Origin of the sequence: Bacillus sp. NPDC077411 (genome assembly GCF_044543425.1) — a bacterium.
Lineage (GTDB): Bacteria > Bacillota > Bacilli > Bacillales > Bacillaceae_G > Bacillus_A > Bacillus_A bruguierae.
The window spans coordinates 139,285-152,009 of sequence record NZ_JBITWA010000003.1 but is presented as its reverse complement, the minus strand read 5'-3'; the positions used below and the strand labels follow the sequence as shown (position 1 = coordinate 152,009).

Sequence of the window (12,725 nt, the reverse complement as noted above, 5' to 3'; positions counted from 1 at the left end):
TATTTATTTCAACTGTGTTAAAGTGAAAAGGTAATAATTTACTTTCGACAAATAAACACATTAAGAAGAAAGGGGTCATATGAAAAATATAAAAAAATTAATAAAATGTATCGGAGTAATTATTATCATATTACTAATCATAGCACTTTTTTTCCCTACATGGACTTCGCATATAAAAGGTGATAACAGTATAAGTACATTAGAACAAGTAGAGATAAATGGAAGTAATCATGAAATTATGATACGTGGCAAAAATAAGGATAATCCAGTTATTATTTTTGTACATGGAGGACCTGGATGTCCGGAAATACCGTATGCCGATAAGTACCAAGACTTATTGGAAAACAATTTTACGGTTGTTAATTACGACCAAAGAGCAAGTGGAAAATCCTATCATTTTTTTGAGGATTATTCTAATCTTTCATCAAACTTACTCGTAGAGGACTTATTAGCTATGACGGATTATATATCAGAACGTCTTGGCAAAGAAAAGGTAATACTAATTGGTCATTCTTATGGTACATATATTGGAATGCAAGCTGCCTATAAAGCTCCTGAAAAATATGAAGCATATGTTGGTATTGGACAGATGAGTGATACAGTAGAAAACGAGATTGACAGTTTGAATTACTCTATTAATCAGGCTCAAAATGATGGCAATACGGATGATGTTTTATATTTACAAGGGTTAACTGAAAAAATCAAAAATGGCGATACGTTTACTCCACGAAATTATGTTATGAAATATGGTGGGAGTTCAAGACTTATTGATAATCCCGATGGTAATAACATCAGTATGTTATTTAGTAGTGAGTATAATTTATTAGATGTAATCCGTTATAACTATGGGTTAGCCTATTCACAAAAGATTTTGTTAAAGGAAGTATTGAAAAATCCATTACCTACTTTAGTAACAAAACTTAAATTACCGTGCTATTTTATCATGGGTAAATATGACTATATGACTTCATCTAATGCAGCAAAAAAATATTTTGATATGATTGAAGCCAATAAAAAAGAATTTATTGCTTTTGAGAAATCAGCTCATTATCCACAATTTGAAGAGAAGGAAAAATTTTATGAATGGATGTGCGATACATTTATCCCGCATTAACGGGCAGTAAGACCCCCCACCTCAATATTCAGAGAGAATCGAAGAAGATAGGTGGGGGATAAATTCAAGATAAAGTCATCCCTTCAAAGGTTTCTTGTTCATCTATTGAATATAATTAGAATTTTCAGTACAATAAATATACATATATGGTATTTTATAGGAGGGTGTCAATGAGAAACTTCATTGTAATGTTCTTTTCTATTCTGCTTTCAAATCTCATTTCCAAATTCATATATTCTTATATCGGCCTGAATTACAACGTATTTCAGGATAAATTCGACATTTTATTATTCACAATTGATTTCGGGATTTATATCATCATTTTTCTATCAATATACTCTCTTTTACGTAGATTGACAGATAAAGAAAAACATTGAATTGCTCTACTCCTTTTCTTATTTTATCCAAAGAATTTTGTAGTCTTCAAATTAACAAATGATGAGGTGAAATAAAAATGAAAACATGTCCCAAATGCCATAGCGAAATAAAGAAAAGAACCCTCTTTTTATGAAACAACACTCATAAGCTTGTTTGCCCAAACTGCGATACAACATTACATGCAACAAAAAAATCTTTTCTGATCTATGTTCTATTTCATTTACTAACTTGTTTATTAATTTTTATAAGCCCAATGACGAATACATTCCTTATCCTTGCCATATGGATCTTAATTTCAACTTTGATAATTCAACCGGTTGCTTTTTTCTATGAGGAAACATAACATCCTTTTTCACACACGTTTATTATTTTTCATTTTAAAAAAAGTGCTCGATTCACGAATAAGCACAAGACAATTATCAAATAAATTCAATGAAATTATTCGCTATTTTATATCCGTGTCCGTCTCCATCATCATGACTAAGGTAGAACTATTGGAGCATCATTACTATGATTCAAATCAAACGCTAAGTAATCTCCATTTCCCACTTCACAAAAAGCTAACTTGTTATGCCAAACCACATCATATTCATCTTCTAGATTTGAAAAAGCCTCAACATTATTTTAAATCAATAATAGCATTAAGAAATAGAACTAAATTCTTATATAATCCCTTATTAATAAATCAGATGAAACAGGCTTTAAGCCAATTTCTCGTAACCAAACAGACAACTGTCCAATGTGATGAATTTCATGAGTAATGATATGACGAATAATTCTTTCATAAGTAAATGAAAATAAATTACCACTCTTACTTCTCATAGGAATCAAGAGCATACTACTCTAAAAAGCTCTCTGTCACTGGTCTGGTTATATTAGAAAAAATCCCCACATCACTTAGGCTAGAAATCGTAATTATATCCTTAATTAAATTTAAAAATCATATATATTTATAAGTATGAATAAGAAGAGGGATTTACTTTTCATTAGAAAAGCGAATCCCTCTTCTTTTATCTTTAAACTTTAAATAAAAATGAAACATGCTCACGCTGCACTGCGATAATTTTCTTGTTTTTCTTTTTGCTGACTAGGTGGTCGAATTAAAATAGCGATAATAAATGACACGACACACAATGCGCCAATCACCATAAAGGTTGGTTTAAATCCGCCTAGAATTGCACCGATAAAGGAACCTGCGAGTGCTCCAAAACCAAAGCCTTGATACACGATACCGTAGTTTTTACTATGATTTTTTAGACCGAAGAAATCACCAACAATGGCTGGAAAAATCGTGATATTTCCACCAAAACAAAAAGCTACGCTTGCTACACATGCGAAATAGATACCATAATTTAAATCCACAAAACTGAGAACAAAAACAGACATAGCTATAACGACAAACGTTGTGGAAATAATTTTTAAACGGCCAATTTTATCTGACAACGGTCCCAAGATGATTCGGCCAACCGTATTAAAGATCGCAACCATAGCGACAGCATTAGCTGCTGTTGCTGCGCTAAGCCCTACAAGTTTAACACCGATATCTTTTACCATACCAATTAAGTATAAGCCACTCATACATGATGTAAAAAACATAATAAATAACAGATACACTTCTTTTGTGCGTAGCATTTCTCTTATTGTAAAGTCATGACTTTTTGTTTCATGAACTGTATCTTGTTCAGCCGCTTTATGGATAAAACAAGCGCCTATCACTATCATAACTGCGACAATTAAGCCCCAATATAAAAACGCTTGTGATACACCAACTGAAGCAATGAACTTTGCGTTAATGTATTTAAAAATTAGGCTACCCGCGCCATATGCAGAGACAGATATACCAGAAATTAAACCTTTACGCTCTGGAAACCACTTTATTAAATTGGATAGTGAAGTGATATAAGCTGTACCATCTGCGTAACCTACAACAACGCCTGCTAGTACATAAAGCATTGGTAATGAGGAAACTTGCGAACTAAGCATCAACCCAATTCCTAAGGCTAATCCAGCTATCATAATGAGTTTACGAAGTCCCCATTTCTCTTGTAATTTACCCGCAAACAAAGTTGAAAATGCTAAAGAAAAGCTAGTGATTGAGAAAGTTATCGCAACAGCGTTAAGACTCCAGCCGTATTTACTCACTAAAGGCTGATTGAATAAGCTCCATGTATATATCGTTCCAAGTCCCATTTGGACAATGACTGTACCGAGGACAACAAGCCATGGATTAACAGATGAACGTTTCATATCATCCTTCCACCTCTTTCGATTTGATACCGTTATTGTATAGGATGTAAACGATTGTGTAGGTGCTTACAACACAGGGCGTCAAATATATGAAATCAGTTACAGAAAAAGAAGGATGAAATGCAAAAAGCTGCTTGTTAAATACAAAGCAGCTTCTTTAATTCTTTTGCATATGTTCGGCTTACAGGCACTTTTGAATCCTCTTTCATAATTAAATTATACGTAGAGTTAAACCACGGCTGAATTTCAGAAATATGGTTTACATTTACGATAAAACTGCGATGCACACGCAGAAAATTCACTTGTGGCAATTTTTTTTCTAATATGGCAAGCGTATCGTTCGTCACATACGTATCACAAATCGTTTTCACAATTACTTTTCCGTCTAACAATCCAGCATATACGATATCTTCTATATTCACTAATACAATCGATTCATCAATCAGCAGCGCTAATTTTTTCATTCTGCTAGATCCATCTGACGCATGTATTTCTTGTTTCTCTTCCATTTCATGTTGCTTTCGTTTTTTAAATTTCTTAATCGTTTGGACAATGCGCTCTTCGTCAAACGGCTTTAAAATATAATCTAAAGCATCTACTTCAAATGCCTGAATGGCATATTGATCATAGGCCGTTGCAAATACAATAGCAGGCGGCTTTTTCATCTTCTTTAGTATATTAGCAATTTCAAATCCATTATCATCCGACAGCTGAATATCTAAAAAAACAAGATCTGGTTTACTTTCTATCAACTTCTCTAACGCTTCTTCTACACTGTCTGCCTCATCAATAATATCGACTTCTTTCGTTCGATATAATAAATATTTTAATTCGTCACGCGCCAACATTTCATCATCAACTACTAATATTCTCAATATCGCTTCCTCCTTTTCTTTGAATTGGAATCATAAAGGACATCTCCGTCCCTGCTTCTAGCTCACTAACAATATGAAGTGTTGTATCTTTTCCAAACAAGCCCATTAACCGTTCATTAATATTATATAATGCTGTTCCCGTTCCTTTTTTTGACGATACAATTGCTTTTCCTAACCGCTCTAATCGTTCTGGTTCAATCCCTTGACCGTTATCTTTTACTTTGAAATGTACGCTGTTTTGCTTGGCATAAACATGAATTTCAACTTGACATATAGGCTGTTTTTGAGAAAATGCATGACGAAGAGCATTTTCTACTAATAATTGCAGCACAAACGGTGGAAGCAAAATATTATGCAATTCATCTTCAATATACATTTTCACTTCATATTTATTCGGAAATCTTGCTTGTTCTAACGACAAAAACGCATGCACATGATTTAATTCTTGTTCCAATGGAATAAGAAGCTGCCTTGCACCTTGTAAATTGCAGCGAAAATATACGCTTAGCTGTAACAATAATCTCCTTGCTTTCTCTACATCTGTACGACATAAAGCAGAGACTGTATTAATCGCATTAAAAAGAAAATGAGGGTTAATTTGTGCTTGCAGCGCCTTTATTTCCGCATCTTGCAACAATTTACTTTGCAGTTCTGCTTCTCCAAGCTCAAGCTGCGTTGAAAAGATTTTCGCTAATCCTTCTGCCAGCTCCTCCTCTACGGGGCTTAATGAATTGGGATTTTTAAAATAAAGCTTTAACGTACCGATGGTCTTTCCACGTGATGTGAGCGGAATCACGATTGCAGCTTGTAATAAACACCCTCCATGCTGACAATTAATCTCTTCACGCGACTTTGCTTTCATAATCTCCCCGACCTTTAACACCTCTTTTGACAATTCAGTAATTAAGCTATGGGAAGGAATATGATGATCAGATCCTAATCCAACATGTGCTAATATTTTTTCTGTATCTGTTAAAGAAACTGCATCTGTTCCTGTAAAGTGATGGATAATTTGCGCCACCTGCGTACATGATTCTTCCGTTAATCCTTGGCGAAAATACGGAAGTGTTTTATCAGCAATGCGCAATACTTTATGCGTTTGTAATGCCTTCGCATGTTCTTCTTGTCGTAACATGGACTGAATCATTGACAATAGAATAAAACTTCCGAAACCATTTACGATAATCATTGGAATTGCAATTGTTTTCACAATGCTCCAGCCGTCATCGATTATAAAAAGAATCATAAGCATTTCCAGCGATACCATACAGATGCTAAGCACCGAAGAAAACTTAGGGGTCACAACGCGATTTCGTTTTTGATATAAATAGCCAATATAACCTGTCACAATCCCAGCTAAAATTGAAGAGGCTGCACAGCTCAATGCAGTCGTTCCCCCTAGCATATAACGATGAATGCCAGCTATAAATCCTACTCCTATTCCAACAATTGGACCTCCAAGTAACCCGCTAATCCCAATTCCCATAATACGCGTATTCGCAATCGTACTAGAAGAAGAGACACCCCGCAGCCAGTTATCATTCAAAATCGTATTACCAGAAATCTCAATCCCTGTGTAGTTGCTTACAATTGTAAATAATGAAAATATGCCAATTAACATAAAGCTACCTTTATAACCATCTTGCTTATGCAGCAGCCAACGGAACGCCTTAATATGTGAAAGTGAATATCCTAAAATAACGATTAAACCAACTCGTTCAATCATCATCAATAATAAATCTCCCATTTTATGTCCATCCTTCATGTATTTTCATTCAATATATTACATCATTATGTCTATACCGTAAACGTCAATAAAATCCAAGTTACACCATAAAGATTGATTTTAGAGTTACTTTTTGTTCACTTCATTTTTCACAGCGGATTACCACTTTAATTAACAGGCTAATAAACATGTTAATAGTTACAAAAAATACGGGTTTTTGATAACGAATCTTATTATTTTATAACAATTTACCTTGCACTCTATGACAGAAACCTTGTGACTATGCTTTATACAAAGTGACAAATTTGTAAGAATACAAGCTTAATTTGTAAGACAGATACATGTCTTCTTTAACCATATTCTTCTAAAATATTTAAATATCCGTTCCATTTTTATAGTCCTTCACGCCCGTCTCTCGTTTATGTTGTATACAAAAGACATATGATCTAGTACACCAACAATGTATAAGGAGGAATTAAAGTACATGAAGACATTTACGTGGCAATGCAAACGATTTACTTTTATGTAGCCAGCAACAGCTATATGAAAAGCATAAATTTAATCAAGGAGAATCGGTAATGAAACCAGCAGTAAGACTTTGTATGTTAATGATTGCTATAATTCTGGCGGTTAGTGGCTTCATACCCAAAATAGCTAACGCTGAATCAAGTGAAAAAATTCAAAAGATCGAACAGTTTGTTGAAGAGCAAAGAAGCATTAGTAAAATTCCAGGGATATCGTTAGTTATTGTAGAGAAAGGGAAAACGGTTTATCAAAAAGGCTTCGGGTACGCTGATGTAAAGGCGAAAACACCTGTGACCTCTAATACGTTATTTGAAATCGGATCTACAACGAAAGCATTTACAGGTCTAGCCATTTTACAATTAGAAAAAGAAGGGCTGTTAAAACAATCAGATGATGTCCGGAAGTATATCCCATGGTTAGAGTTAAAATATAATGGAGAACCGCAGACGATTACTTTGAATCAGCTGCTTCATCATACCAGCGGGATAGCTTCTAATTCTATAACACAAATTCCTGAAAGTAATGCAGATAACGCCCTTGAGTTAACCGTAAGAAAATTACTGAATCAGCAATTAAACCGAAAGCCAGGTAGCTCTTTTGAATATGCGACAATCAATTATGATATACTGGGACTTGTTATCGAGAGCGTAACGAAGCAACCCTACGATATATATATGAAAAAACAGATATTAGAGCCGATCGGTATGAAAGACTCGTTCGTTGGGTTGCATCAAGTTCAGTCCACTGAAATGGCTTCTGGTTATAAAAGAGGATTTATGAAAGAGCAGTATTACACGCCGCCTATTTATCGTGGGAACATACCAGCGGGATATCTTATCAGCAATACGAATGATATAGCGAAATGGATGAAACTACAATTAGGAAACGATCCGAGCAATACAATCGACAAGCAGCTCATTCAAGAATCGCATATCCCTGATCAGTCAGTGGAGCCTTTCGATAAGGATACCTACTATGCCAGCGGATGGGCAGTTATTAAAAAAAACGAAAAACAATATATTTTCCATGCCGGAGAGAATCCAACATTCACCTCATATTTCATCATGCAGCCCGATGAACAATTAGGGGTAGCAATTCTGTCCAATATGAATACGAACTTTACAACAGCCATAGGTGAAGGCGTGATGGATCTATGGGAGGGAAACAATGTTACTAATCATCATTCCGATAACTATCAAAAGTTGGATAGATTCGTGACTATCCTATGTATTGTAGTCGGCTGTTTGGGTTTATTTTTTATCCTACTATCGCTAAGAATAATACGGAAGCTCGTTAGAAAACAACGAGTTAGGACATCATTAAACGCAAAGAGGATCTTGTTATTATCCATTCATACGTTGATTGTAGCTGCAATCTTGACGCTTACAATCATGTTTCCGAAAATTTTACTTGGAGGATGGTCTTGGGCATTTATTAAAGTATGGGCTCCAACGACGATTCCAGTGTTTACTTATAGTGTTATAACAGTAAGTATCATTTATTATTTGTTTGGATTATTGCTTGTTTTCACCAAGAACATGAAATTAAAGACGAAATAGATTTCACCTAAACAACTTCAGCAATAATGAAGTAAGTAGAATACAAGGTTATCCAAAACATCATTTTTTATTGATATTTTGGATAACCGCTTAAATATTTTCGTTTAAACGGCTAAGCTTATCAGGATTCGCCACCATGTAAATGGAATTGATTTTCCCTTCTTTAAACTCAAATGAAATTACGTAAGCTAGGTAACCGTTAATCATAACAACAATTCCTGGTCCACCGTTAACCTTTTTAAATTTGAACAAAGCACCTTCAGGTAACCTTTTAATTACATTCAAGAATAGGTGTGAAATTCGATCCGCAGTATAAATGGGTTTAAGTGCAGTTGTAACTTTCCCACCACCATCTGCATAAAAGATTGCGTCTTTCTGCATCATTTGAATCATTTCTGAAATTTCACCGTTTTGCAATGCCGCAGTGAACCTTTCTACATAGTTACTAAATTGCTGATAATCTTGTTGGTAAACATTCGGTTCATATACAAGGCCTTTCTTTGCTCTATGAAATATTTGCCGACAGTTTGTGCTGCTTTTATCCACCATAGAGGCAATCTCATCATATTCGTATTGAAAGACTTCTCGTAAAAGAAACACCGCTCTTTCAACTTCAGATAACTGTTGCAACAACATTATATAGGCGGTGGATAAAGATTCCTTCATAAAATATGAATTAGCCGGATCATCAAGGTAATCTTCCACAATCGGTTCAGGAAGCCATGTGCCCACATAAGTTTCTCTCTTGTGGGCAGCAGACCTTAAGTGATCAATACAACAATTGGTCGTAATTTTACACAAATAGGCTTTTACGCTTGTAATGGACTTAGAATCTTTAAGTTTTGCAAAAGTAACGAATGATTCATGAACAATATCTTCTGCATCCATCACACTTCCTAGCATTCGATATGCCAGAGAAAAAAGCAGTGGCTTGTAATCTTGATAAATTTGTTCTAATTCCATCTTCTTTTTCTCTTGATTCATACTAACACCCAATCTTTTTTCAATATGTGTAATGCTGCACGTTTCGCGCTTGCAACAGCTGCATCGACCAATAATTCCTCGTCTCCTGCCCAATCTCCTGCTATATAAAGGCCCTTTATTTCTGGAACTGCTGGACCTGGTTTTTCCGTTCTACCGGTATGAGGAAAATTATGCACAACGGTTATTTTAGGTAAATATTGCTGTTCGACCACTTCTTTTTGCCAGCCTGGATGAAGCAAATCCATTGTATGTTCTAATTGTTGTTTATCTGTTCGAGAATCTATCGAAATTCTATTCAAATCATGATATTTAACCAAGGAAACTACGGATGTTCCGTCATTACTCAGCTTCGCGGCCCTGGATTGATTTGTAAAGGCGACTGGTTGGTCAAGCCCCAGCACAAATTGATGATTTATATTAGGTAACGTTTTTAATCCTAAATCGTAGCAAGATGCGGTTACAGGAATTGCTTCCTCCTTCCAACGATACAGGGAGGTTTTTTCAACATGGGGCACAAGACGACATGCTTCGTTAGGAGATGTTGCAATAATCACACTTTCTACATCAAACGATTCTCCATTCGTACAACTCACTCGTTCAACTTGGCCATTGTGGTCAATACTATTCACATTCATAGATTCAAGAAGTTTAACACCAAAACTAACAGCTTTAGACCTTAATTCGGTTACAATAGATTCCCAACCATGGTCGACATAGAGAACACCTTCTTTTATCCCCCTCTGGATCTGCCTTACAACTGGGTGAGCTAGCTGTATACTTGGAGCATATGTTAGAGTGGTTAATCTACATAATGCATAAAAGAAGTGGCGCACCATTGGATCAATGATTTCCCTTTCTGCCCAAGCTTGCACGCTTTCATTTGAAACCGAATTCACATCCATTTTACTGAGATGAAACATAAGCTTTGCAAGACGGACCTTCCCTAAACCATTAAGAAATTGCTTCGAAAATAAGGAACGTAAACCCATCGGTACTTGATAAACCTCATTTTTCCAAATAACATGTGCACCCGTAGACGGTTCATTTCCCTTGATTGTAATCCCGAGTTCATCAAATATCTTCATTGCTTCACCGCCTTTATAAAGGGCATGTGCACCTAGGTTCATGAGAACGCCATTTTTATTAATGGTCATCGACCGTCCTCCGTATCGGTCTGATTTTTCAAGCACCACTACCTTCTTACCTTCCTTTGCTAGAAAAAGAGCAGCTGTTAATCCAGCAAACCCACCACCAATAATGGCAACATCAAATTTATTCATTTAAATCCCTCCTATTCTTTTCATTAATCAAGACGTATAGAGGGTTTCAATTGTGACAAAAAAACTTAATTTATGAAAACTTTTTTTGGCCGAATATACGAACCAGTTTACCTGTGGGCTATATTCATTATTGGACATATGGTGGCACAATTCGCAGATACTACCTTTACTTGCGGTATCCATCATGTAAATAGTTATTTCACAATCTTGCCCTTTAACGGAACAACTTTATGTCACTCAACTAAAGGGCCAGGTTGTTGAAGATAAAGAAAAAATAAAAATAATTATAGAAATGGATACAACCAGCATCGCGCGATATTCAAGGAGATGAGAATATCTCTAGTTAATATCTATACATTGTCTTTTATATATAAAATAACTATGATAAAATATTGAATAGATTATTTTTTCTAAAAATTCAAATACATTTTAGTTAAGGTGGTGAAATACTTTGGAAAGATCGTAATGGAGGGTTTTTTAAAGCATATGTTTTTGTCTTACATAACAAATGGCACTTTTAATCTGCTTTTTTATTACTATATTTGATTCACAAAAAATGATATACAAAACACCTACTACAATTGCACTACAAGATCTATAAATGGGGGACACATGATGAAGAATAAATATAGATATTTTATCATTTTTATGATTGTTCTTATGACGATTATTAACTATATCGATCGAGGCGCCATGTCTTACGCACAAGCTGCCATTATTAAAGAATTCAACTTGAATCCAGTAAGCTGGGGAGCAATTCTTGGCTACTTTGGATATGGGTACATATTTGGCGCTTTATTTGGCGGAGCGCTTGCAGATAAAAAGGGACCGAAATTTATGTGGATCCTAGCAGGTACGAGTTGGTCAATCTTTGAAATTGGAACGATTTTTGCTGGGCAATTGGGCGCTGCACTATTTGGCGGTTCAGCATTAGCTGGCTTTGCTGTGTTTCGTGTATTGTTCGGTTTTGCAGAAGGTCCTACACTTTCAACGATGAATCGTACCATGGCAAACTGGGTATCACCAAAGGAAAAAGGATTTGCGGTCGCACTTGGATTAATTGGAACACCCGTCGGTGCTCTCATTACCGCACCAATTGTTGTTGGTCTTCTCTCTGTTACAAACTGGAAGGTCACATTCATTATTTTAGGCGTTGTCGGGTTACTATGGGTATTTGTATGGGCGAAAGTGTTTACGGATTTACCAGAAGATCATCCGAACGTATCAAAAGAAGAATTAGAAGAAATTCGAAGTACAGATGGCTTGCTTGATGGGGAAAGTCAATTAGAAAATAAAGAACAAACCCAGATCCCTTGGTATCATTTTTTCAAAAACCCTTCCTTAGTCATGAATGCCATTGGATATTTTGCGTTTTTATATGTGAATATTTTACTACTTACGTGGACACCAAAATATCTACAAGATGAATTTGGATTTTCATTAGCTTCGCTTGGGTTTTTAGGAATGATCCCATGGATTGGTGCGATATTCACAGGACTGCTTGGCGGGAAAATTTCTGATAAAATACGAGAAAAAACAGGGAATTTGCGCCTAGCAAGATCTTGGTTTACCGTTGCTTCTTTATTTTGCACAGCGGTTTGTTTTATGCTGATTCCAGCTGTAAAAAGCCCTGCGATGGTACTCACTTTAATGTGCATTGGGAATGCATTCAATTACTTACCTAACTCAATTTACTGGACGGTTGTATTAGATACAGAGCCCAATAAGGCAGGTACATTTGGAGGTGTTACGCATTTCATTGCCAATCTTGCGACAATCCTTGCACCGACCTTAACAGGAAGCCTTGTTGCAAAATATGGATATCAAGCCATGTTCCTTGCTGCCGCGATTGCAGTCGTTATTGGTATGCTGGCCATGGTATTTGTGAAACCAGGAAAACAGCAATCTTCGTCTCAAGGTGCTGAAAGTTTAAAAGCATAATAAAGCAGTTCTTCTAATAGTAACGGGTTCGGATTTGAAGTACAAAATTAAAAATGACCATTCAAAAATAGGTGCAATTAGTACCTATTTTACATT

The 12,725-nt window shown here is 35.6% G+C and carries 9 protein-coding genes and 1 pseudogene; 3 read left to right on the top strand and 7 right to left on the bottom strand.

Annotated features, from left to right (window positions below):
• Nucleotides 1-79: 79 nt before the first annotated feature.
• Nucleotides 80-1,114 carry an alpha/beta hydrolase gene (locus tag ACIGHG_RS06360; protein ID WP_336472488.1) on the top strand — a complete coding sequence of 345 codons (1,035 nt, stop codon included), beginning with the start codon at nucleotides 80-82 and terminating at the stop codon, nucleotides 1,112-1,114.
• Between the two features lie 800 nt (nucleotides 1,115-1,914).
• Here the strand turns inward: ACIGHG_RS06360 and ACIGHG_RS06355 are convergent.
• From ACIGHG_RS06355 to ACIGHG_RS06335, 5 genes and pseudogenes are all read right to left on the bottom strand, one after another.
• A pseudogene (locus ACIGHG_RS06355) lies at nucleotides 1,915-2,107 on the bottom strand (SMI1/KNR4 family protein); the annotation flags it as partial.
• A 39-nt stretch (nucleotides 2,108-2,146) separates the two neighbouring features.
• A complete protein-coding gene (locus ACIGHG_RS06350) occupies nucleotides 2,147-2,314 on the bottom strand; it encodes a DinB family protein (RefSeq protein ID WP_336472589.1) in 168 nt (55 codons plus the stop codon).
• Nucleotides 2,315-2,536: 222 nt separating this feature from the next.
• Nucleotides 2,537-3,739: an L-lactate MFS transporter gene (locus tag ACIGHG_RS06345; RefSeq protein ID WP_336472487.1), complete on the bottom strand. Its 1,203-nt coding sequence runs from the start codon at nucleotides 3,737-3,739 to the stop codon at nucleotides 2,537-2,539.
• A gap of 137 nt (nucleotides 3,740-3,876) precedes the next feature.
• Nucleotides 3,877-4,617 carry a LytR/AlgR family response regulator transcription factor gene (locus ACIGHG_RS06340; RefSeq protein ID WP_336472588.1) on the bottom strand — a complete coding sequence of 247 codons (741 nt, stop codon included), beginning with the start codon at nucleotides 4,615-4,617 and terminating at the stop codon, nucleotides 3,877-3,879.
• Nucleotides 4,595-6,361, bottom strand: coding sequence for a LytS/YhcK type 5TM receptor domain-containing protein (locus ACIGHG_RS06335; protein WP_336472486.1), 1,767 nt, complete (start codon nucleotides 6,359-6,361; stop codon nucleotides 4,595-4,597). Before ACIGHG_RS06335 ends, ACIGHG_RS06340 begins: the two co-directional genes overlap by 23 nt.
• A 557-nt stretch (nucleotides 6,362-6,918) precedes the next feature.
• Between ACIGHG_RS06335 and ACIGHG_RS06330 the strand changes: the two genes are divergently transcribed.
• Nucleotides 6,919-8,424 (top strand): serine hydrolase domain-containing protein, encoded by a 1,506-nt coding sequence (locus tag ACIGHG_RS06330; RefSeq protein ID WP_336472485.1) that lies wholly within the window; start codon nucleotides 6,919-6,921, stop codon nucleotides 8,422-8,424.
• A gap of 90 nt (nucleotides 8,425-8,514) precedes the next feature.
• On the opposite strand, the gene ACIGHG_RS06325 is transcribed toward ACIGHG_RS06330, so the two are convergent.
• Entirely contained in the window at nucleotides 8,515-9,387 is an 873-nt protein-coding gene (locus ACIGHG_RS06325; RefSeq protein WP_336472484.1) for an RNA polymerase sigma-70 factor, read from the bottom strand.
• Between the two features lie 17 nt (nucleotides 9,388-9,404).
• Nucleotides 9,405-10,688 (bottom strand): phytoene desaturase family protein, encoded by a 1,284-nt coding sequence (locus tag ACIGHG_RS06320; RefSeq protein ID WP_336472483.1) that lies wholly within the window; start codon nucleotides 10,686-10,688, stop codon nucleotides 9,405-9,407.
• Nucleotides 10,689-11,303: 615 nt separating this feature from the next.
• Between ACIGHG_RS06320 and ACIGHG_RS06315 the strand changes: the two genes are divergently transcribed.
• Nucleotides 11,304-12,629, top strand: a complete 1,326-nt coding sequence (locus ACIGHG_RS06315; RefSeq protein WP_396547770.1) for an MFS transporter — start codon at nucleotides 11,304-11,306, stop codon at nucleotides 12,627-12,629.
• Nucleotides 12,630-12,725: the final 96 nt, after the last annotated feature.

Coding starts and splice junctions, on each gene's coding strand:
- ACIGHG_RS06360 (WP_336472488.1), top strand. CDS start 80: ATGAAAAATATAAAAAAATTAATAAAATGTATCGGAGTAATTATTATC.
- ACIGHG_RS06350 (WP_336472589.1), bottom strand. CDS start 2,314: ATGAGAAGTAAGAGTGGTAATTTATTTTCATTTACTTATGAAAGAATT.
- ACIGHG_RS06345 (WP_336472487.1), bottom strand. CDS start 3,739: ATGAAACGTTCATCTGTTAATCCATGGCTTGTTGTCCTCGGTACAGTC.
- ACIGHG_RS06335 (WP_336472486.1), bottom strand. CDS start 6,361: ATGGGAGATTTATTATTGATGATGATTGAACGAGTTGGTTTAATCGTT.
- ACIGHG_RS06330 (WP_336472485.1), top strand. CDS start 6,919: ATGAAACCAGCAGTAAGACTTTGTATGTTAATGATTGCTATAATTCTG.
- ACIGHG_RS06325 (WP_336472484.1), bottom strand. CDS start 9,387: ATGGAATTAGAACAAATTTATCAAGATTACAAGCCACTGCTTTTTTCT.
- ACIGHG_RS06320 (WP_336472483.1), bottom strand. CDS start 10,688: ATGAATAAATTTGATGTTGCCATTATTGGTGGTGGGTTTGCTGGATTA.
- ACIGHG_RS06315 (WP_396547770.1), top strand. CDS start 11,304: ATGAAGAATAAATATAGATATTTTATCATTTTTATGATTGTTCTTATG.